Annotated in this window: 15 protein-coding genes; 10 read left to right on the top strand and 5 right to left on the bottom strand. The window is 70.6% G+C overall.

Annotation, left to right across the window (positions count from 1 at the left end):
• The first annotated feature begins 38 nt into the window (after positions 1-38).
• The 3 genes from VET29_RS08070 to VET29_RS08060 all read left to right on the top strand — a co-directional run bounded on the left by VET29_RS08070 (position 39) and on the right by VET29_RS08060 (position 5442).
• Positions 39-1838: a long-chain fatty acid--CoA ligase gene (locus tag VET29_RS08070; protein ID WP_324916841.1), complete on the top strand. Its 1800-nt coding sequence runs from the start codon at positions 39-41 to the stop codon at positions 1836-1838.
• Between the two features lie 80 nt (positions 1839-1918).
• Positions 1919-3604 (top strand): substrate-binding and VWA domain-containing protein, encoded by a 1686-nt coding sequence (locus VET29_RS08065; protein WP_324916837.1) that lies wholly within the window; start codon positions 1919-1921, stop codon positions 3602-3604.
• 107 nt (positions 3605-3711) lie between these two features.
• Positions 3712-5442 carry a hypothetical protein gene (locus VET29_RS08060; protein WP_324916834.1) on the top strand — a complete coding sequence of 577 codons (1731 nt, stop codon included), beginning with the start codon at positions 3712-3714 and terminating at the stop codon, positions 5440-5442.
• Here the strand turns inward: VET29_RS08060 and VET29_RS08055 are convergent.
• Entirely contained in the window at positions 5439-6143 is a 705-nt protein-coding gene (locus VET29_RS08055) for a class I SAM-dependent methyltransferase (protein ID WP_324916831.1), read from the bottom strand. The genes VET29_RS08060 and VET29_RS08055 overlap by 4 nt on opposite strands.
• Before the next feature lie 41 nt (positions 6144-6184).
• On the opposite strand from VET29_RS08055, the gene VET29_RS44035 reads away from it, so the two are divergent.
• The 3 genes from VET29_RS44035 to VET29_RS08035 all read left to right on the top strand — a co-directional run bounded on the left by VET29_RS44035 (position 6185) and on the right by VET29_RS08035 (position 13555).
• Positions 6185-10513, top strand: a complete 4329-nt coding sequence (locus tag VET29_RS44035) for an alpha-(1->3)-arabinofuranosyltransferase (protein ID WP_414636460.1) — start codon at positions 6185-6187, stop codon at positions 10511-10513.
• 1295 nt (positions 10514-11808) lie between these two features.
• Positions 11809-13368, top strand: coding sequence for a hypothetical protein (locus tag VET29_RS08040; protein ID WP_324916827.1), 1560 nt, complete (start codon positions 11809-11811; stop codon positions 13366-13368).
• 4 nt (positions 13369-13372) lie between these two features.
• Complete coding sequence (locus VET29_RS08035) at positions 13373-13555, top strand: hypothetical protein (protein ID WP_324916824.1); 183 nt, start codon at positions 13373-13375, stop codon at positions 13553-13555.
• Here the strand turns inward: VET29_RS08035 and VET29_RS08030 are convergent.
• Complete coding sequence (locus VET29_RS08030; RefSeq protein ID WP_324916821.1) at positions 13533-14630, bottom strand: glycosyltransferase family 4 protein; 1098 nt, start codon at positions 14628-14630, stop codon at positions 13533-13535. The genes VET29_RS08035 and VET29_RS08030 overlap by 23 nt on opposite strands.
• 107 nt (positions 14631-14737) lie before the next feature.
• Between VET29_RS08030 and VET29_RS08025 the strand changes: the two genes are divergently transcribed.
• Positions 14738-15433, top strand: a complete 696-nt coding sequence (locus VET29_RS08025) for a class I SAM-dependent methyltransferase (RefSeq protein ID WP_324916861.1) — start codon at positions 14738-14740, stop codon at positions 15431-15433.
• Here the strand turns inward: VET29_RS08025 and VET29_RS08020 are convergent.
• Positions 15430-16476 (bottom strand): DUF3068 domain-containing protein, encoded by a 1047-nt coding sequence (locus tag VET29_RS08020; RefSeq protein ID WP_324916818.1) that lies wholly within the window; start codon positions 16474-16476, stop codon positions 15430-15432. The two genes, VET29_RS08025 and VET29_RS08020, sit on opposite strands and share 4 nt — an antisense overlap.
• Positions 16477-16575: 99 nt before the next feature.
• Between VET29_RS08020 and VET29_RS08015 the strand changes: the two genes are divergently transcribed.
• Positions 16576-17280: a 4'-phosphopantetheinyl transferase family protein gene (locus VET29_RS08015; RefSeq protein ID WP_324916816.1), complete on the top strand. Its 705-nt coding sequence runs from the start codon at positions 16576-16578 to the stop codon at positions 17278-17280.
• A gap of 220 nt (positions 17281-17500) precedes the next feature.
• Here the strand turns inward: VET29_RS08015 and VET29_RS08010 are convergent, their stop codons facing one another.
• Together VET29_RS08010 and mihF are read right to left on the bottom strand one after the other, a co-directional pair.
• Entirely contained in the window at positions 17501-18631 is a 1131-nt protein-coding gene (locus tag VET29_RS08010) for an isochorismate synthase (RefSeq protein ID WP_324916814.1), read from the bottom strand.
• A 118-nt stretch (positions 18632-18749) separates the two neighbouring features.
• A complete protein-coding gene (gene mihF / locus VET29_RS08005; RefSeq protein WP_324916811.1) occupies positions 18750-19061 on the bottom strand; it encodes an integration host factor, actinobacterial type in 312 nt (103 codons plus the stop codon).
• 268 nt (positions 19062-19329) lie between these two features.
• On the opposite strand from mihF, the gene VET29_RS08000 reads away from it, so the two are divergent.
• Entirely contained in the window at positions 19330-20964 is a 1635-nt protein-coding gene (locus VET29_RS08000) for a long-chain fatty acid--CoA ligase (protein ID WP_324916807.1), read from the top strand.
• Between the two features lie 533 nt (positions 20965-21497).
• Complete coding sequence (locus tag VET29_RS07995; protein ID WP_324916804.1) at positions 21498-22049, top strand: PadR family transcriptional regulator; 552 nt, start codon at positions 21498-21500, stop codon at positions 22047-22049.
• The last annotated feature ends 30 nt before the right edge of the window (positions 22050-22079 follow it).

Raw genomic sequence — 22079 nt, 5'->3', positions numbered from 1 at the left:
CGGACATGGCGACGCCCTTCGTTCCCAAGGAGCAGACCATGCGCGAACTCGCCGTCCCCCCGCTGGCCAGCGTGCCGGAGAGCGGCGGCCTGGCCGACGTCGTCTACCTGAACGTCAAGGAGGCGCCGACCGACGTCGTGTTCCGCAGGAAGGTCGGCGGGGCGTGGCGGGACGTCACGACCGAGCAGTTCCTCGGCGAGGTCGTGGCGGTCGCGAAGGGCCTGGTCGCGTCCGGCGTCGGGCCGGGTGACCGGGTCAGCATCCTGTCGGCGAACTGTTACGAGTGGACACTGTTCGACTTCGCCGTCTGGGTCGCGGGCGCGGCGTCGGTGCCGGTCTACGTCACCTCCTCGGCCGAGCAGGTCGAGTGGATCCTGAGCGACTCCGGCGCGGTCGCGGTGGTCACGGAGAACGCGGTGCTGGCGGAGCGGGTCGAGCAGGTCCGCGACAAGCTCGGCAGCCTCAAGCAGGTCTGGCGGATCGACGACAAGGCGGTCGAGACGCTGGTCGAGGCCGGCAAGGACGTGGCGGACGAGGTGCTCGACGAGCGCAGGGCCGCGGTCAGGCCGGACGACCTGGCGACGCTCATCTACACGTCCGGCACCACCGGCCGGCCCAAGGGCGTCGCGCTCACCCACCGCAACCTGTACGCGGCGTGCCGCAACGCCGTGGAGTACCTGTCCGTGCTGTTCAAGCGCGGCACCCCTCTCGACGAGGCCTCGACGCTGCTGTTCCTGCCGCTCGCGCACGTGTTCGGCCGCATGGTCGAGGTCGCGGCCTTCATGGCCCGTGCCACGGTCGGTCACTGGGCGGACGTGAAGACGCTGACCGACAACCTGGCCGCGTTCAAGCCGACGTTCCTGCTGACCGTGCCGTACGTGCTGGAGAAGGTCTACAACGGCGCCCGGCAGAAGGCGCACTCGGGCGGCAAGGGCCGGATCTTCGACCTGGCCGCCGAGACCGCCGTCGCCTACAGCGAGGCGGACGGCAGGGCGGGCCTCGGCCTGAAGCTCAAGCACGCCGTGTTCGACCGGCTCGTGTACGCGAAGCTGCGGGCCGCGCTCGGCGGGCAGGTCAGGTACGTGATCTCCGGTGGCGCCGCGCTCGGGCCGCGACTGAACCACTTCTTCCGCGGCATCGGCATCATCGTGCTCGAGGGCTACGGGCTGACCGAGTCGTCGGCCGCCTCGGTGGTCAACTCGCCGGACCGGGTCAAGCCCGGCACGGTCGGCCGGCCGCTGCCCGGCTCCGCGGTCCGGATCAGCGACGACGGCGAGATCCAGATGCGTGGCGAGGCGATGTTCACCCGGTACTGGCAGAACGACGCGGCCACCGCGGAGGCCATCGACGGCGACGGCTGGTTCGCGACCGGCGACCTCGGTGAGCTGGACGAGGACGGCTACCTGAGGATCACCGGGCGGAAGAAGGAGATCCTGGTGACCAGCGGCGGCAAGAACGTCGCGCCGTCGGTCATCGAGGACCGGATCGCCGCGCACCCACTGGTCGGACAGGCGCTCGTCGTCGGCGACGGGCAGAAGTACATCGCGGCGCTGATCACGATCGACGCGGAGTACTTCGGCTACTGGAAGACCACGGCCGGCAAGGACGCGGCCGCGTCGGTGACCGACCTCGCGGCCGACCCGGAGCTCAACGCGGAGATCCAGAAGGCGGTCGACGAGGGCAACCTCGCGGTGTCCAAGGCGGAGTCGGTCCGGAAGTTTCGGATTCTCGACACCGAGTTCAACCCGGAGAACGGCTACCTGACGCCATCGCTCAAGCTCAAGCGCAACATCATCATGAAGGACTTCGCGAACGAGGTTGACTCCCTCTACTCCTGACTTGGTGTAACCACTTGTTCTCCGGATCGTAGTAGGTATGGTTTTGTCGCCCTGCCCACCAGTTTTGGAGGTTGACAGCCATGGGACGGCACTCCTCCGTCAAGTCCCGTGGCTGGCGCGCGAGATCGCCGTTGATCGCGTTGTCAGCGCTGCTGGTGCTCGCACTGGTGGGCTGGTTCACGTACGACTTCCTCGCCGACCGGCTGCGAGCGTCCAACTGCGACACCACGACGGCACTGAACGTGACGGTGTCACCGGACATCGCGCCGGTGATCAACCGCGCAGCTCAGGAGATGTCCTCACAGGACAGCTGCTACGACATCCGCGTGACCGACCGCGACTCCCAGGAGACGGCCGAGTCACTGGTGGTGTCCGACGGCAGCGAGCCGCCGGACGTGTGGGTCCCGGACTCGACGATCTGGTTGCAGCGGGCGCAGGCACGCGGTGCGTGGGACGTGCCGGTGTCGGGAACCTCGATCGCGAGCTCGCCGGTGGTGCTGGCGCTGACCCAGGACGCGGCGACGCTGCTCGGCTGGCCGGCCAAGCAGCCGTCGTGGGCGGAGGTGCTCGCCTCGAACCTGAAGATCGGCATGCCCGACCCCGCCCGCGAGCCGGTCGGCGTGTCGGTGCTGTTCGGCGTCCGGGACCTGATGAAGGCCGAACCCGACCCCGGCGCAGCGGTGACCACCGAGCTGCGGCGGCTGACGTCGGACGTCGTGCCGACGGTGGGCGACCTGTTCAACCGGCTGCCGGGCGTCGGCGCCGGGGAAGACCCGCTGGACGGTTTCCCGGTGTCGGAGAACGCGGTGCTGCGCAACAACGCGCGGCAGGACACCCCGCTGGTCGCGGTGTACGCGGACCCCGCGGTGCCGTCGCTCGACTACCCGTACGTGCTGCTGCCGACCGCGCGTGGGAAGAAGCGAGAGGCGGCGGAGAAGTTCCTGACCGCGCTCATGCAGCAGAAGACCGCAGATGCCCTGTCCGACGCGGGTTTCCGCACCCCGGACGGCGAGATGTTGCGCAACCGCGGCACGTCGGAGCTGACCTCCGGGGCGAAGGTCACCCCGGCGGAGGTGCCCGGGTCGGACGACGTGGACGACCTGCTCAACGCGTGGGCCGGCGTCAACCTGAACGGACGTGTGCAGGTGCTGCTGGACGTGTCCGGCTCGATGGCCGAGCCGGTGCCCGGCACCGGGGCCAACCGCATGGCGCTGACGTTGCAGGCGGCGTCGCTGGGCATCGGCCTGATGAAGCCGACCACGAAGCTCGGGGTGTGGCTGTTCTCGACGAAGCTGGACGGGGACAAGGACTATCGCGAGTTCCTGCCCATGCGGCCGATCGGCGAGCAGGCCAGGGACGGTGGCCTGGAGAAGCTGAAGACGATCCAGGCCGTGCCCAACGGCGGCACGGGCCTGTACGACAGCGTGCTGGCCGCGTACCAGTCGGCCCGGCAGGGCTACGAGCCCGGCCGCATCAACGTCGTGATCGTCCTGACGGACGGCAAGAACGACGACAGGAACAGCATCACCCGTGACACGCTGCTGTCGGAGCTGGCGAAGCTACAGGACCAGCGCCGCCCCATCCTGATCGTCGGCATCGGCATCGGACCGGACGTCGACAAGGGCGAGCTGCAGGCCATCTCTGGCGCGACGGGCGGCCAGGCCTTCACCACGGTGGACCCGACGAAGATCGGCGACATCTTCTACGCGGCACTGTCGAAGGTGCTCTGCCAACCCCCGCAGTGCCAACCGAAACCGGGTGGCTGACCGCCTCTCCCGGCACGTGACAGACTCGGGCGTCATTCCGTAACGGCCCGTCCATCCCTACGATAAGCAGGCAAGGTCGGGGCCTGGCGAGTACTACGGGAGTACCGGTGGCCATTGCCCTGCCCACGCGTCGGCGGCATGCCCGCACCGAGGACCCCGCTCCCCCACACCTGCGGCTCGCGGCCTTCCTCGTCGCCGCCGTGCCGGTCCTCGTCCACGCCTCGGTCGCCCTGCGCGGCTTCTACGGCCAGGACGACTTCATCATGACCTACCGGGCCGCGCACGCCGACCTGCTCGACCCGGCCTTCCTCTTCCAGGACCACAACGGCCACCTCGTGCCGGGCACCTACCTGCTCGCTTGGCTCGAGACCGCGATCGCCCCGCTCAACTTCACCGTCGCCATCCTCCCGGTCCTCGCCTTCCACGCCGTGATGCTCTGGCTCTTCTGGCTGGTGCTGACCAGGCTCTTCGGACCCCGCTGGTCGGTTCTCCCCTTCTTCGCCGCCCTCACCGCCTCGCCGCTGGTCCTGTTCCCCACCATCTGGTGGGCGTACGGCATGCAGCTCCTCCCCATCCTGGTCGGCATGGCCGCCGCGCTGCTCGCGCACCTGCGCTACCTCGACACCGGCGCCACCAGGTACGCCGTCCAGGCCGTCGCGTGGACAGGATTCGGCCTGCTCTTCAACGAGAAGGCCGTCCTGATCACCGCCGTCCTCTTCGCGGTCACCGTCCTGCGTGGCGACTCCTTCGGCGAGGCGATCGTGCGGCACTGGCGCGTCTGGGCGGCGAACGTGGCCCTCCTAGCCGGCTTCGCGGTCCTCTCCACCGCGCTCACCGCCAGCCAGACCACCGGGAAACCCGTCTCGGCGCCGGACCTCGCCGAGTACGCGTTCCGGGCCGTCGTCGACACCTTCCTGCCCGGGATCCTCGGCGGCCCGTTCGCCGCGCCCGGCAACGGCGCCACCTGGGCGACCCCGCCGCTCGCCGTGCGGATCGTGGCCGTCGTGCTCGCCGTCGCCATCATCGTGGGCAGCAAGAAGGTCCTGCCCTGGCTGTTCCTCGCGGCCTACGTGGCCGTCGGCCTCGCGCTCGTCGCGGTCACCCGGCTCGCGGACGTCGGCCCGGCGATCGGCGCCGACCCCCGCTACCTCGCCGACGCCGTGCCGGTCGCGGTGATCTTCGCGGCCTTCGCCTACCAGGGCAGGCGCGACCGGCGGTGGCCGATTGTCGCCGTGGCGTCACTCCTGGTCGTCGGCGGCACGGTCAGCTTCGTGCGGGTCGCGCCACCGCTGCAGTTCCGCGACGCGCGGGACTACGTCGCGACCGCCCGCGCCGCGCTCGCCGACCAGCCCGGCATCGTCCTGTACGACACCACGGTGCCCGGCTCGATCATCATCGACTGGTTCATCTACGACGACTTCACCTCGCGCGTGGTCGGCCTCGCGCCGGAGAAGCCCCGCTTCGACCGGCCCGCGGAGACCCTCTACCAGCTCGACGCCACCGGCCGGCCACAGCCGATCACCACCCTCACCGACTCCGTGCGCGGCGAGCGCGGCCCGGTGGCCGACTGCGGCCATCTCGTCGAGGGCGCGCCCGTGCGCATCCCGCTGACCGGCGCGTTCTTCGGGCGCCGCGTGCTGAAGCTCGGCTACTACACCGGCGACGCCGGGTACGCCGTCGTCGCCACCGGCGACACCCGGGAGACCGTCCGGCTCCGCGAGGGGCTGCACGTGCTGTACATCCCGGTCACGGGCACCCAGTCTCACGTCGACGTGTCGTGGAGCGCGGACCGCCAGCCCCTGTGCGTCACCGACGTCGAGATCGGGACACCGCGCTAGAACGGGTCGTACGGTCCATGATGGCCGAACCAGCCGGCCACCGGCCGCAACCGCAGGCGCAGCAACACCTTGAGCACCACGTTGCCGAAGAACCACGGCAGCTGCGTCACGACGCGCCACCGGTCCGTGAGCGCGGGCCTGCGCACCGCGAACCTGGCGAGCGAGCGGCTTCTGTCCACGTAGGAGTACCGGGCCCCGGCCAGCACCTTGACGAGTGTGCCGGCCGTCACACCGATCGACGAGAAGCAGTCGTGCACCAGGATCTCGCCGCCCGGTGGCAGATGGACGGACCAGCGCAGGTCGTCCACGTAGGTCCAGTAGTCGTGCTTGCCGTCGACGTACAGCAGGTCGATCGGTCGCGTCCAGGACCCGCGCAGCTTCGTGGAGTAGCCGACGACCAGCTCGACGACGTCGGTCAGGCCGGCGGCGGAGATGTTGGCCTCGAAGCGCGCCCGCGTCCCCGTGCCGCCGAACAGCCGACCGTCGACGAAGGCGTCGATGGCGACGACCCGGGCGCCGACCTCGCGGGCCGCGTGGCCGAGGACGACCGTGGACCTGCCCTGGTGGCTGCCGATCTCGACGACCGTCGCGCCTGGTGGCAGCCTGCGCACGGCGTCCCACAGCATGCGAGCCTGTCCCTCGCTGAGCCAGCCCGGGATGCCGGCCGCGGCGGCCCAGGCCGGGTCGAATCCGATCGTCACACCACCTGTCACGAGCGAACAGTAGCTTTAGGATCAGCCGGATGTTAACCACCGTTCGTACCTGGCCACGCAACCCGGCCGCATGGGTCATGGCCCTGCTGACGGTGGTGTCGTTCCTGCAGCGGCCCGGTCGGACCACCTTCGACACCAAGCTCGACCTCGTCGTCGACCCGGTGGCGTTCCTCGGCCGCGCGCTGCACCTGTGGAACGCCGACGCGACCGGCGGCGAGCTGCAGAACCAGGCGTACGGCTACCTGTTCCCGATGGGCCCGTTCTTCGCCGCCGGTCAGCTGCTCGGCGTGCCGCCGTGGGTCACGCAGCGGCTCTGGTGCGCGCTCGTGCTGTGCCTGGCCTTCGGCGGCATGCTGCTCCTGGCCCGCGCGCTCAACATCGGCTCGGAGCCGGCGAGGTTCGCGGGCGCCGTCGGGTACGCGCTGGCACCACGCATGCTGACCGAGATCGGGCCGCTGTCGGCGGAGATGTTGCCCGCCGCGCTGCTGCCGTGGGTGCTGTTGCCGCTGGTCAGGGCGAACCGGCTCGGGTCGCCGCGGCGGGCGGCGGGGCTGTCGGCGCTGGCCGTGCTCGGCATGGGCGGGGTCAACGGCGCGATGGTCGTGATGTCGCTGGTGCTGCCGGGCCTGTGGCTCGTGACCCGCCGGTGGACGCGCGAGCACGTGCGGCTCGTCGGGTGGTGGGTGGCCTCGGCGGTCGCGGTGTGCCTGTGGTGGGTCCTGCCGCTGCTGCTGCTCGGCGAGTACAGCATGCCGTTCCTGAACTACATCGAGTCGGCGACGAACACGACCGCGCCGATGTCGCTGTTCGAGGTGCTGCGGGGCACGAACCAGTGGGTGGCCTACGTCATCGAGGGCACGCCGTGGTGGCCGTCCGGATTCCTGCTGATCGACAACCCGCTGCTGATGCTCGCGACCGGCATGGTCGCGGCCGTCGGCCTGTTCGGGCTGGCGCGCGGCCGGCTGCCGGAGCGGCGGTTCCTCGTGCTCAGCGTGCTGACCGGGTTGACGCTGCTGACCATCGGCTACGTCGGCGCGCTGGACAGCCCGCTGTCGTCGGTGGTGCGTGGGCTGCTGGACGGGCCGCTGGCGCCGTTCCGGAACGTGCACAAGTTCGAGCCGGTCCTGCGGCTGCCGCTGATGCTCGCGTTCACGCACGCGATCACCGGCCGGCTGCCCGGCCTGGCCCGCGCGACGACGCCGGTGGCCGCGACCAGGGCGCGGCTGGCGGTCGGGGTCGCGCTGGTCGTGGTCATGGCCGCGCCGGCGTGGCTGTTCACGCTGCGGCCGGGTCCCGGCTGGTCGGACGTGCCGGACTACTGGCGGTCGGCGATGACGTGGCTCTCCGACCACAGCGACGTCCACTCCGCGAGCTCCGCCCGTGACCCCCAGGCCCGCACGCTGCTGTTCCCCGGCACCGGCTTCGGCGAGTACACGTGGGGCCGCACGGTCGACGAGCCCGCGCAGGCACTCGCGCGGGCACCGTGGGCGGTACGCAACCAGGTGCCGCTGGGGTCCGAGGGCAACACGCGGGTGATGGACGCGGTGGAGGACGTGCTCGCGGACGGGCGCGGCTCGCCGGCGCTGGCCGGGTTCCTGGCGCGGGCCGGGTTCCGGTACCTGCTGCTGCGTGGCGACATCGACCGGCGGACGACCGACGCGCCGCCGACGAACGTGATCCGTGCCGGGCTGGCGAGCTCGGCCGGGGTGACGCGGGTGGCGGCCTTCGGGCCGCTGGAGGTCTACCGGGTGGCGCCGGACGTGCCGCTCGTGACCGCGGTGTCCACCTCGGACGTGCCGACGGTGAGCGGCGGGCCGGAGTCGTTGCTGCCGCTGCTGGAGTCGGGCGTCCTGCCGGCGTCGACGCCGGCCGTGCTCGCGGGCGACGGCGGCCTGGCGGACTCGCGGGAGTGGCTGGTGACCGACGGGCTGCGCCACCGCGAGCGCAACGTCGGGCGGACGCGGGACAACCTGAGCCAGACGCTGACGGCGGACGAGCGGCCGAGGCAGGACCGGCCATCGACGGACGTGCTGCCGTTCCAGGGCCAGGCGCACCAGACGGTCGCCGCGTACCGCGGGATCCGTGACGTGACGGCGTCCTCGTCGGCGGCGTTCGCGGACGCGGTCGGCGCGAGCGACCCGTCCGGGCTGCCTTTCGCCGCGGTGGACGGGGACCCGCTGACGTCGTGGCGTTCGTCGAGCTTCGCCGGTCCGGCCGGGCAGTGGCTGGAGGTGGAGCTGGACACGCCGCGGACGGTGCCGTACGTGGATCTGTCCATTGTGGACGAACTACGCGTCGGCTGGCCGGTGACGAAGGTCCGGCTGACCACCGACGCGGGTTCGGTCGACCGTGAGGTGGCCTCGACCGCACAGCCGCAACGGTTCTCGCTGCCGACCGGGGTGACGAGCCGGGTGCGGGTGACGGTCCTGGCGGTGGCGGCCGACCGGGACAACGGGAACGTCGGGATCGCCGAACTGGGGATCCCCGGGGTGACGCCGCACCGGGCGCTCGTGGCGCCCGCGGACGCCATGCCGGCGTTGAACCAGGAGGCGAACTTCGTGTTCACGCGGGGTTCCCAGCCGAGGTACGCGTGCGTCGGCGGTGTGTGCGACCCCGGTTTCACGAGGACCGGCGAGGAGCCGGACGGCGTGCACCGGTTGTTCAACACGACGTCCGCGGCGAACTACCGCATCGAGGGGACAGTCCTGCCGGCACTGGGCGGGCCGAACCCCGTGTCGTTGCCGGGCGTGGCGGTGTCGTCGACGAGCCAGCTGGCCGGTGACCCCGCCGCCGGCCCACTGTCCGCCGTGGACGGCTCGACGTCGACCGCGTGGCGGCCGGACGTACGGGACCTGCGCCCGACACTGCGAGTGTCGTGGGAGACGCCACGGCAGCTGCACGGCCTGCGCATGGTCGGCAGCGAGGCGACCGACGTCGAGGTCACGGTGCCGCAGGGCGCCCAGACGGTGCCGGTACGCAACGGCGTGGCGAAGTTCGAGCTGACCACGAACTCGATCGAGATCCGGCCGATCGGCGGCACGGGCGCGGTGAACGAGCTGCGCCTGCTGGGGATGGACCTGCCGCCGGTGCCGGCCACGTTCACCGTCCCGTGTGGGCAGGGCCCGGTGGTCACGATGGACGGGTTCACGTACCAGACGTCGGTGTCGGGGACGCTGGCGGACTACGTGACGCACCGCCCGATGCGGTTCGAGACGTGCGCGGACTCGGCGGGCGGACTGGACCTGCCGTCCGGCCGGCACGAGGTGCGCACGGACCGCGCGGCGTCGTTCGTGGTGCAGGACCTGTGGCTGCTGAGTGGTTCTCCACCGCGCGCGGCCACCCGCCCGGTGACGGTGACGCGGTGGGACACGACGCATCGCGCGGTACGCGTCGAGGCCGGTGCGGCGGCCGTGCTGACGGTGCCGGAGAACGCGAACAGCGGTTGGGTGGCGACGCTGAACGGCCGGACGCTGCCGAGGGTGCGGGTGGACGGTTGGCAGCAGGCGTGGGTGGTGCCGGCGGGACGCGGCGGGACGGTGACGCTGGAGTTCACCCCGGACGGCCGGTACCGCCAGGGCCTGCTGATCGGCGGCGTGACGGCGGCGGTACTGCTGCTGTCACTGCTGATCCCGGTACGCCGCCGAGCAACCACCAGGCGATGGCTGCCGGCACGCCGCCTCTTCACCGCACGAGACCGACAGTCCCCACCCTCCAACGGGCAACCGGGAACGGATTCACCCACCCAACCCGCACGAAAGTCCCTTTCGCGCGCCGGGGGGCCCCCCGAATTCAACGCTACCGGAGAGCACCGACATTCACGCTTGCCAGCGGAGCTGGCAGCTGAATCGGCATCGGTGCCGGCCTCAACGCCACCGCCTGGCTCGGCTTCGCCGTCCGGCACGGCTCGGCGGGCCGTCTCGGTGCGGGCGGGTGGCGAGCGGTGGGTGCCGGTCGCACTCGTGGTGTTGCTGGGCATGCTGGGTGGGATGCTGCCGATCATCCTGCTGATCGCGTGTCTGCTGGTCCGCACGTTGTGGCCACCGGCACCGCGCTGGCTGGCCGTCGGCGGCGCCGGGCTGGCGTGCGTGATCGCGGTCAGCGGGCGGGTGCTGCGCAACGGTCAGGAGTGGGCGCACGGCACGGCCGCGCAGGCCCTACTGCTCCTCGCCGTGGCCGCGGTCGTCGCCGGGTGTCTCGACTGGTTCGCGCCGCGACCGAAGCTCGACCAGCGCGCCCGCGCACACGAGCACTCCGTTGGCGATGACGGCGGCGGTGACGACCTGCGTCAACCGATCGTGCAGCCAGCCGGCCACGAGCACGATCTCGACCACGACGGCGCCCCAGATGAGCAGCGTTGACCGCCGGTCGTTGCTCGCGATGCGGGAGTACATCAGGATCTGGACGAGCGACAGCATGGACCCGACCAGCGCGAACGGCCAGACAGGGAAGCCCGCGTAGTCCCCACCCCCGATGACGGCGACCACCGTCGCCCCCAGACCAGCGGCGCCGGCGACGACCACGAGGTCGAGCGCCCCGCAGACGGCGAGCGCGACCGGCACCATCCGCCGCCGCCCGTGCTCGCTGGCGAACCTCGGCAGCACGAGAATGGCGACGGCCTGCGGCAACCAGTAGGCGATCTTGGCGACGATCGCGCCGACGGCGTACTTGCCGGCCTCGTGGGCGGGCAGGAAGTGCCGCGCCAGCACGAGGTCGAGGTTGACGAGCAGGACGAGCGCGAGCATGGCGCCGACGGCGTGCAGAACGTCGCCGACGTTCGCCTTCCGGTGCCGTCGAGGCCGGGGCCGGCCGCACAGGAGCCACCCGAGAAAGGCGACGGCCGCCGCACCGGCGGCGGTGCCGGTCAGCGCGCCGACGGCGTCGCCACCGACCACGAGCCCCACCACCGTCCCACCGATGCGGACGAGCGCGTCGGCCGTGAGGAGCCCGGCCATGGCCGTGAAGCGCCGCCGCCCCTGGAGAATCCCGAGACAGAGCCCGTTGAACGTGACACCGGCGAGCGCGACCGCCACGAGGACCGGCGGCACCGGCGAGTCAAGGTGCAGGAGCACCACCAGCAACGGCGAGGCGACCAGCGCGACAGCGGTGACCACCCCGGCGGTCACCAGCCCGAGCGCGACAAGCCCACCCTCGCCCTGCCCCCGGGCGACCCGCAGAGCGGCGACGGTCTGCACCCCCATGGCCGGCACCGCCCCGATGACGAGCACGGCCAGGAGCGACCCGAGCTCCCCGAACGCGGCTGGCACGAGAAACCGCGCCGCGATCACGTTGAGCAGGTAGGAAGCGAGCTGGTTCCCGGCAACCCCCGCGGACACGACAAGCGCGGACACCCTGGTCGTCGTCGACACCTCCGCGGTCACGCCCGGGACTGTAACCCGAACCCCCGCGAGTCCCGCGTTCGAACATAGCGAGTCCCGCGTTCACCCACACCGAGTTGCGGTTTCGTGCGGACAGCGCCACGGCTCCCACCCCGTCTGACCGATGTCGGCCAGCCACACATGCACGAAACCGCAACTCGCACTGTCCGAACGCGGGACTCGCACCGTCCGAACGCGGGACTCGCGGCGGTTCGTGGTGGGATGCGGGGGTGATGGGTTGGGCGCGGCGGCTGGTGGTGCCGGGGGTGTGTCTCGGGATGGCACTGCTCGTGCTCGCGCCTCTGCTCGGCCGGGGGTTCGTGCTCAGCTACGACATGGTGTTCGCGCCTCGCCAGTACCTTCTGCCCGACTCGTTCGGGCTCGGGTCCGCGCTGCCGCGGTCCGTGCCGGCCGACGCCGTCGTCGGGGCGCTCACCACGTTCGTGCCGGGAGACGTCGTCGCGCAGGTCTTCCTGCTCGGGGCGCTCGTCGCCGGGCCGCTGGGCGCGGCGAGGCTCGTGCCCACGGAGTCCCTCGGCGTACGGGTGGTCGCCGCCGTCACCTACGGCTGGACCGCCTACCTCGCTGAGCGGCTCCTCATGGGCCACTGGCCGTACCTGCTCGCCTACGCCGCCCTGCCCTGGGTCGTCCTCGCGCGCAGGAGCCCCGCAAAGCTCGTTCTCGCCTGTCTGCCGGGGATTCTCACGCCGACCGGCGGGATTCTCGTCGCCACGGCCGCCGTTGTCGCCGCAGGCCCCAAGCGGCTCAGGTTCACCGTCCCGATCGCGATCGTCCTCAACGCGCCCTGGTGGGTACCCGCGGTGCTGCACTCGGGCACCGCACTGTCCTCCGCGGACGCCGTGGGTGCCTTCGCCGCCCAGGGCGACAACTGGGGTGGGCCCGTCGTCAGTCTCCTCGGGCTCGGCGGGATCTGGAACGCCGAGGTCACGCCGGCCAGCCGGGGCAACCCGCTCGTGCCCGTGCTCACCATCGCCACCGTCGTCGTCGCGTTGCTCGGACTGCGGCACCTCCACGCTCGCTGGGCCCGGCGGATCACCGTCCTCGGCGCCGTCGGTGTCCTCATCGCCGCCCTGCCAACACTGCCCGGCGGCCGCCAACTGGTCGGCTGGGTCGTGACGAACGTGCCCGGCGGCGGGCTGCTGCGCGACTCGCAGAAATGGGTGGCCTGGTGGGCACTTCCCCTGGCGCTCGGGGTCGCGATGGCGGTGGAGCGGGTCGGGCGTAAGGCCATCGTCGCCGCCGCGGTCGTCGTTCCGCTCGTCGCCATGCCGGACTTCGCCTTCGCCGCCTGGGGGCAGCTGCACACCGCGCAGTACCCGGCGGACTGGTACGAGGTCACGGACATCCTCGCGCACGACCGACGGCCGGGCGACGTCGTCACCCAGCCCTTCAGTGCCTTCCGCCAGTTCGCCTGGAACCAGAACCGCACGCAGCTCGACCCCGCGCCACGCTTTCTGCCGAGGCCGACGGTCATCGACGACACCCTCTACGTCAACGGCCGGCCACTGCCCGGGGAAGACCCGCGTGCGCAACGGATCCGGGAGGGCGAACCACTGGCCGGCCTCGGCATCGGCTGGGTGCTCGTCGAGCGCGGGACGCCCGGTCGGACCAGTCTGGACGGACTCGAGCCGATCTATCGCGGTCCGTGGCTGGAGCTGTACCGCGTGCCCGGACCCATCGCCGATGCGCCGGATGGACCAGCGCGGACGCCGATCATCGTGGCGTTCGCGGCTGCCGGGGCCTTGATCCTGTTCAGCTTGTTGTGGCTGGCGTTACCGACCGGTAGATTGACAGCCTCGCGGAGCAGACGGAGGTGAAGCCGTGGGCAGGCTGATCGGCGTGATCGCCACAGTGTTGGTCGCAGTCGCTGCTGCCACGGGGGTCACCTTCGCGGTCAACAACGCCGCCGCGCCGGACAAGTCCGTCAACCTCGAGAACCCGGCCTCGCCCAACAACATGGGCGGCAGCGGTTCGGGCGCGGTCAGGTACGGGTCGACTCCCTGACGAGCTCCTCGAACGCGTCCACGCTTCTGGCCCAGTCGTACCTGCCCGCCCTCGCCCGGCCCGCCACGGCCATGCCGGCCCGCAGGGTGGCCGCGCCGAGCAGCCGGTCCACCTTCTCCACCAGGTCGTCGAAGTCGTCGGCCAGCAGGCCGGTGAAACCGTCCACAATGGACTCGGCCACGCCGCCCGCGGCACGGTAGGCCACCGACGGCACGCCGTGTGCGGCCGCCTCCATGATCGCCACGCCCCAACCCTCCTTGACCGACGGGCACACGTGCACCCACGAGCGCGCGATGATCTCGTGCTTGTCCTGCTCGTCGACCCAGCCGTGCAGTGTCACGCGGTCCTGCACGTCCCGGAGGTCCGCGTGGCGACGCAGGTTCGACAGCCACCAGCCCTGGCCCACGACCTCCAGCCGCAGCTTCGGCCAGCGTGCCGCCAGGCGGGCCACCACGTCGATCGCGTGCTCCACCTGCTTGTGCGGCACCAGCCTGCCCACCAGGACCAGGGTGGGATCCCGGTCCTGCGCGGCACGCGTGGGTGGCACGGGGTCCAAACCGTTGTGTACCACCGTGATCCGGGCCGCGGACACACCGAGCCGGTCCAGCTCGGTCCGCGTCACCTCGGACACCGTGACATAGGCGCAGTTCCGGTACAGCCGGGGAGCCAGCCTCGACTCCACCAGCCAGCCGATCCGCCCCAGCACCGGCCCCAGCACGGCGGTCCACTGTTCCCGGTGCACGTGGTGCACGAGGACCAGCACCGGGCACCGCGCGACCAGGGGCGAGAAGAACGGCATCCCGTTCTGCACGTCCACGACCAGGTCGGGGCGGAGTCGCAGAACGGCGACCAGCGCCCACAGGTACACCGTGAGCCTGCCGCCGCGCCGGCGGAACCGGACGCCGTCGACGACCTCGTCGGCGGGCGCGTTGGCATGAGCCGCGCACTGGATCGTCACGTCGTACCCGCGCCTCGCCAGACCCTCGGCCATCCGCTCCACGTAGCGCTCAGACCCGCCACCCTCGGGATGCCGGGTGTCGCGCCAGTTCACGAGCAGTACCGTGGGACGACTCATGAACGCTCCGCCAGACTAAAAAGGCTACTGATCAGTACAGTGGATCAGAAAACCGACCGGAAAGACAGCCCTAAATGGTAGGTAAGACCAACTCCCTACAGAGATCGATCCACCTGTTCCGCGCATTTCTGAAAGAGCAGTCCGAACCGGACTACTTCTACCAGGTACTCGCCGGCGACTCGGTGCGCCAGATATCGGAGTACGTTGCACTGAACGGCCGAACGATTCTCGACGTCGGCGGTGGCCCCGGCTACTTCGCCGACGCGTTCCGGGCCGCCGGCGCCGTCTACTTCGGCATCGACCCGGATGTCGGGGAGCTGTCCGCGCGTGGCGATCCCGCCAAGGACATGATCCGCGCCAGTGGCACTGAACTGCCCATACGCAGCACATCCGTGGATGTCTGCTACTCCTCGAACGTCCTCGAGCATGTCGCCGACCCGGTCCGCATGCTCGACGAGATGGTCCGGGTGACCCGGCCGGGCGGCACCGTGTTCGTCTCCTTCACGCCCTGGTTCTCGCCGTGGGGCGGCCACGAGACCGCGCCATGGCATTTTCTCGGCGGCCGTTACGCGCGCCGCCGATATGCCCGCAAGAATGGGCACGAACCGAAGAACAAGTTCGGCGAGAGCCTGTTCGCACTTACCGTCGGAAAAGCACTCCGATGGTCCCGGAGGTCCGACGACGCGATACTCGTCCGCGCCCTCCCGAGATATCACCCGTGGTGGGCGACATGGATTGTCCGGGTGCCTTTTCTGCGCGAGCTGGCCTCCTGGAACCTGGTGCTCGTGCTCCGTAGGCGCTAGCCGCTGGCACCGACCGGCTGGCGCTCCCGCGGCGGCACCCCGTCGGCCATGCCGGACTCGCCGCGACCGAAGCCGAGGAACAGCAGGAACAGCCCGACGGCCGCCAGCACGCCACCCACGATCCACATCACGATCGGCCACATGGTCAGCAGTTGCAGCTGGCTCTTGGCGTCCTCGGCCTGGCGGACGAAGTCGCTCACGGTCTTGTCGTTGAGCCGCAGCGTGCCGTTGAAGACCACCGTGCCCTCGCCCGGCTCCTTGCCCGGCGGCACCAGCTCCTGCGTCATCTCCTGCTGGCCGAGGACGATCACGCCGGTGGACGGCTCCACCCACAGCGTGCGCTTGCCCTTGTAGTACAGGTCGGCGTCGACGCTCGGCTCGTCCGGCTCATCGACGAGCGACCCGGGCACCTCCTCCTCGCCGATCCGGGTGTTCGGCACGTCCATGACGAACTTGTAGACGTCCAGTCCCTGGATGGTGTCCTCGCCGACGTACTTGGCCTTGACGGCCTTGCGCACCTGCAGGTCGTAGAACCGGTAGTCCTGCTGGTCGACGCCGAACGGGAACTTGAACGACAGACCCGGCTGCTGGACCACGCCACGCTTGGTGGGCGTCTCGCGCTTGCCCTTCTCCACCTCGACGTACTGGCCCTCGCACGGCGCGACGGCCTCGCCGGAGAACCGGTCGAAGCACAGCTCGCGCACCGTGGCGTTGATCGTGATGCCCGTCGACTCGTCGACGGTCTTGATCGCCTCGACGTAGGCCGCGATGTCGCCGTCGGCCTTGACCTCCGGCTGCGTCAGGTCGCCGGTCACGTAGGTGGTCGACCGGACGTTGAGATCGTCCTCGACCTCCGGTGACGGCGTGCCGTCCACGGTCTTGATCACGAGCGCGGTGATGCCCGTGCCTTCGGCCACCGACGTCGACTTGGTGTCGAGTGGGGCTTTGGCCAGTTGCGGATACGCCCAGAAACGCAGCAACAACCCGAGCGCCACCGCGAAGACCCCCAGTCCCAGCAGGACGAAGCCGACGACACGACGCACCGGACCTCCTCTTCGAGGCGTAGACGATGGGCGCCAAATTACCGGACAGTAACCCGAACACAAGGCCCATCTGGAGCAGTGTTGAGGCATGATTCAGACATGCGATGCGACGTGTGGTGGGCGCACCCGGCCGCGGAGACCCCCGGACTCTTCGGTCTGCTGGACGAAGTGGAGCGCGGTCGCTTCGCGGGATACCGGCGGGAGGCCGACAAGCTGCGCTTCCTCACCGGGCGCGCGCTGATCCGCGGCGTCGTGTCCGCCGAGCTGGGCGTCGCACCCGGTGACGTGGTGCTGGACAGCTCCTGCTTCGACTGCGGCAAGCCACACGGCAAGCCGAAGGTCGTCGGCTCGACGCTGGAGGTGTCGATCTCGCACTCCGGCGAGTGGGTCGCGCTCGCGATGACCGACGGCGCGCCGGTCGGCGTCGACGTCGAGGAGGTGCGGGACGCCGAGGTCGACGGCCTGGCCGGGATCTGCTTCTCGCCGCCGGAGCTGACCACGTTCAAGGCGGTACCCGACGACGACCGTCGCGGCGCGTTCTTCACGTACTGGGCCCGCAAGGAGGCCGTGCTCAAGGCCACCGGCAAGGGCATGTGGGTCCAGATGAGCAAGCTGACGCTGGCCGCCCACGACGACGCCCCCCGAGTCCTCACCTCCGAGGCCTCCGAAGTGGACATCGACGCCGTACGCATGGTCGACCTCGACCGCGGCCCCGGCTACCGCGCCTGCATGGCCGTCTTCACCGACTCAACCCCCAAGGTCGAGGAACACGAGGCCACAGACCTGATCAAGTCCCTCTCCTGACCCCCGCGAGTCCCGCGTTCAGACACACCGAGTCCCGCGTTCAGGCACAGCGAACTGCGGTTTCGTGCCCCGGCCGACCAAGACCTGCACGAAACCGCGACTCGATGTGCGCGACCGCGGGACTCGGCATGCACGAACGCGGGACTCGGTATGTGCCAACGCGGGACTCGGTAGGTGTGGACGCGGGAGTCGGAGTGTGGGGAGGCGGGGGTCGTGAGGGTTAGGTGACGTCTAGGTGTAGGCCCATTGCGCGCAGGAGGGTTTGGAACTTTGCGGAGGTTTCGGTTACCTCCAGGTCGGGGACCGAGGCTGGCATGATGCCCGCGCCCGAGTACAGGGTCATGGTCGGCGGGCCGGTGACGGGTTCGGTCAGTTCGGCGCAGCGGATGCCGACGACCCACTGGCCGTCGCCGTCGGCGTCGCACCAGCCGATGGCGCCGGCGTAGAAGCCGCGGTCGAAGGGTTCCAGCGCCTCGATGGTGGCCCTGGCCTGCGCTACGGGGGTGCCGCAGACGGCCGGGGTCGGGTGCAGCGCGCTCGCGAGTCGCAGTGCGGTGACGCCCGGGTCGCGTAGCTCGCCGGTGACGCGGGTGGACAGGTGCCAGACGGCGGTGGTGCTGACGAGCTCCGGCTTGTCGGGCACGTCGAGGGTGCGGCAGAACGGCCGGAGCGCGTCGGCGACGGCCTCGACGACGACCCGGTGCTCGTCGTGGTCCTTCTGCGAGGCGAGGAGGGCCTGACCGTTGGCGTGGTCCTGGTCGGGGTCCTGGTGCCGTGGGATCGACCCGGCCAGTGGGTTCGCGACGACGGTGGCGCCGGTGCGGGACACCAGCATCTCGGGCGTCGCGCCGACCAGCGTCCGGCGGCCGGCGGTGGCCGGGAGGTCGACGGCGTAGGTGAAGCCGGCGGCGTTGTCGGAGACGAGGTTCGCGAGCAGGGTCCGGACGTCGACCGGCGCGGCCATGGTCAGCCGCAGCGAGCGGGCCAGGACGACCTTGCGCAGGTCGCCGGCCGCCAGCTCGTCGACGGCGCAGGCCACGGCGCGGGCGTACCCGGCGCGGGAGGGCATCGCCTCGACGCTCACCGCGGACCCGACGGGCCTGCGTGGGTAGGCACGCAGGGGCCCTGACCAGCGGGCCGCTTCCGGGAGCACGATGTGCGGCGCGGCCTCGACGTCGAAGGGAAGCGCGCCGACGGCGACGGGAACGTCGGAGTCGACCAGGAGCTTCGTGACCCGCTTGGCCAACTCGTCCGGGTCGGGCTCGGTCACGACCTGGCGTTCGCCGGTCGCCAGCAGCGCCCGCCGCGGCGAGGTCAGGAGGAACGAGCCGGGGCGATAGTCCTCGATCACGTCTCCATCATTGCCCACGAGCCGGGCCGTGAAACTCCCTTGGCGGTAGGATTTTGAACACGTTCAGGGCCCGCGAGCAGCTCCCACTCACGGGCCCTGACGGTGTGTCCTGGATCGGTTAGTTCAACGCGTCGATGAGCGCGGCGCGTTGACGGTCGCCGAGGCCGGCCGCGCGCCGGTCCGGGTCGATGCCGGTCTGCTCGAGCAGCGCGGCGACCTTCACGGCACCAAGTCCGGGCACGGCCTTGAGCAGGGCGGCGACCTTGGTCTTGCCGATGGTCTTGTCGTCCTTCGCCTTGCCGAGCACCGACGCGATGGTCCGCTCACCGGACTTGATCGACGCCAACAGCTCGGAGCGCGCCTTGCGCGCCTCCGCCGCCTTGGCCAGCGCGTCAGCGCGCTGCTCTGGAGTCAACGTGGGCAGAGCCACCGTGGTGTTCCTTCCTTCTCCGTCTTCTGGCAGGTCCGCGCAGGTCGACGACCAGGCAAAAGCCTGGACCGCTCCCCCGCGGCGCCGCTGCCAGTAAACACATCAACGCCTCGGAACATACGCGCGACACGCGAAGACTTCGCGCCGAAACCGCAGGTAACCCACCTTCCGGGGGTCCAATACGGAGTGTTACCCGTGTTCTGGCGCACTTTCGCGCACTACTGTTCTGGCCAGTAGCGGTAATCAGCCACAGGGAGCTTGAACAGCGATGTTGGGCACCATGCAGGACGGTCAACTGTCCATCGCGAACCTGCTGCGGCACGGCAGCCGGGTCCACGCCAGCGCCGAGGTCGTCACGTGGACCGGGACCGAGGCCCGCCGAACCAACTACGCCGAGGTCGGCAGGGAGGCGGCACGCCTCGCGCACGCGCTGCGCAGCCTCGGGGTGACGGCCGACCAGCGGGTCGGCACGTTCATGTGGAACAACGCCGAGCACCTGGTCGCCTACCTGGCCGTGCCGGCGATGGGCGCGGTGCTCCACACGCTCAACATCCGCCTGTTCCCCGAGCAGCTGACCTACGTCGCCAACCACGCCGAGGACCACGTCGTGCTGGTCGACGGCACGCTGGTGCCGCTGCTCGCGAAGGTGCTGCCGACGTTCGAAACGGTCCGGCACGTGGTGGTCGTCAACGGCGACGCCTCGTCGCTGCGGGCGCCCGACGGCGTGACCGTGCACTCGTATGCCGGGCTGCTCGCTGACCAGCCCGACACGTTCGACTGGCCGGACGTGGACGAGAACTCCGCCGCGGCGATGTGCTACACGTCCGGCACCACCGGCGACCCGAAGGGCGTCGTCTACACGCACCGCTCGATCTGGCTGCACTCGATGCAGGTGTGCATGACCGACTCGATGGCGTTGTCGCAGGCGGACCGGGCCTTGGTCATCGTGCCGCAGTTCCACGCGATGTCGTGGGGCCTGCCGTACGCGGCGCTCATGGTGGGCGCGTCGCTGATCATGCCGGACCGGTTCCTGCAGCCGGAGCCGCTGGCCGCCATGATCGCGGCCGAGAAGCCGACGATGGCGGGCGCGGTGCCGACGATCTGGCAGGGACTCCTGGCCCTGCTGACGCAGAAGCCGCAGGACCTCGCGCCGCTGGGCCGGGCCGTCGTGGGCGGCTCCGCGTGCCCGCCGTCCCTGATGGCCGAGTTCGACAAGCTGGGCGTGACGATCGTCCACGCCTGGGGCATGACCGAGACGTCACCGCTGGGCTCGGTGTCCCTGCCGCCCGCCGGGCTGCCGCCGGAGCAGACCTGGGAGTACCGGATCCTGCAGGGCCGCTTCCCGGCGTCCGTGCGGGCCAGGCTCCGGGACGACGAGGGCAACGAGCTGCCGTGGGACAACGAGGCGGTCGGCGAGTTGGAGTGCGCCGGGCCGTGGGTCGCGGCGGCGTACTACCGCGTCGAGCCCGGTCAGGAGGGCGCGGAGAAGTTCACCGACGACGGCTGGCTGCGCACCGGCGACGTCGGCGCGATCACGCCGGACGGCTTCCTGCGGCTCACCGACCGGTCGAAGGACATCATCAAGTCCGGCGGCGAGTGGATCTCGTCGGTGGACCTGGAGAACGCGGTGATGGCGCACCCCGCGGTCGCGGAGGCCGCGGTGGTCGGGGTGCCGGACGAGAAGTGGTCGGAGCGGCCGCTGGTGGCGGTCGTGCTGCGTACCGGCGAGTCGGCCACGCCGACCCAGCTGCGTGACTTCCTGGCCGACAAGGTCGCGAAGTGGCAGCTGCCGGAGAACTGGACGTTCATCGACGAGGTGCCGAAGACGAGCGTCGGCAAGTTCGACAAGAAGCGGATCCGCGCGGCAGCCGCGGACGGCACCCTGGACGTCACCCACCTCTGACTGTTCCGCCTCCCCGGGGTTTTTGAGTGTTGGTTTTGTTGGGGAGGTGCGTTCTGTTTGGGTACGTGCTTGTGGCTGGGCTGCGTCACGTTCCCCTGAGGTGGCGGTTGGTGGCCTCGGGGCTTGAGGTCACAGATGGGGGGTGGCCTGGGTGCGGGCACGCGACGGCGGTGGGCGGCCTTGACCCTCGAGTTCGGGGATGGGGGGTGTCATGGGTGCGGGCACGCGACGGCGGTGGGCGGCCTCGGGGCTCGAGTTCAGGGAAGGGAGGTGCCATGGGTGCGGGCACGCGACGGCGGTGGGCGGCCCTGACCCTCGAGTTCAGGGAAGGGAGGTGTTCTGGGTGCGGGCAGGCGGTGATAGGCCGTCTGTTGCATGGTGGGCGTCGGATCATCGTAGTCGTATCCGACGTTGTTGGTGGGGAGAAACTGCTGGTGGGGCGCGTTGTGTGGGAGTGGGGGGTGTTGTGATTTGGCATTTGGCCTAAACCAAATGGTCGGCACCGACCGTCGGAGATCGGTATCGTCGGCCACGTGCCCGAATCCCGTATGCGGAAGCTGACCGCGACTTCGTACGTCGTGCTGGGCATGCTGAGCTACTCGCCCGCGACCAGCTACGACCTCAAGCAGTGGATCGCGAACACCATCGGGAACTTCTGGGCGTTCGCGCACTCCCAGCTGTACGACGAGCCCGCCCGCCTGGTGGCCGACGGGCTGGTCAGCGAGGACGTCGAGGAGGGCGGCCGGCGGCGCAGGACGTACTCGATCCTCCCGGCGGGCCGCGAGGCGCTGCGCGACTGGCTCTCGGCGCCGACCGAGGAGCCGACGGAGGTACGCGACCTCGGCCTGCTGAAGCTGTTCTTCCTGAACTTCGGCACCCGCAAGGACCTGCTGCAGCTCGCCCGTGACCGCCGCGAGTCGCACCGGACGCGGGCCGACGCGTACGAGGAGCAACGCGCGGAGGTCGTCGACTACGCCGACCGCTGGCAGGTCAAGACGATGGAGCTGGGCATCCGCTACGAGCGCTGCGTGGAACAGTTCTGGGCCGACTTCCTGGCGGAACTGGAGGAAGAGGACCGCCGCTGAACCCACCGTCCGGCGTGCGTGCGCGGACGA

The sequence above is a fragment of the Actinophytocola sp. genome (assembly GCF_035634895.1).
Classification (GTDB): domain Bacteria; phylum Actinomycetota; class Actinomycetes; order Mycobacteriales; family Pseudonocardiaceae; genus Actinophytocola.
This window is presented reverse-complemented; position numbering and strand designations above follow the sequence as displayed.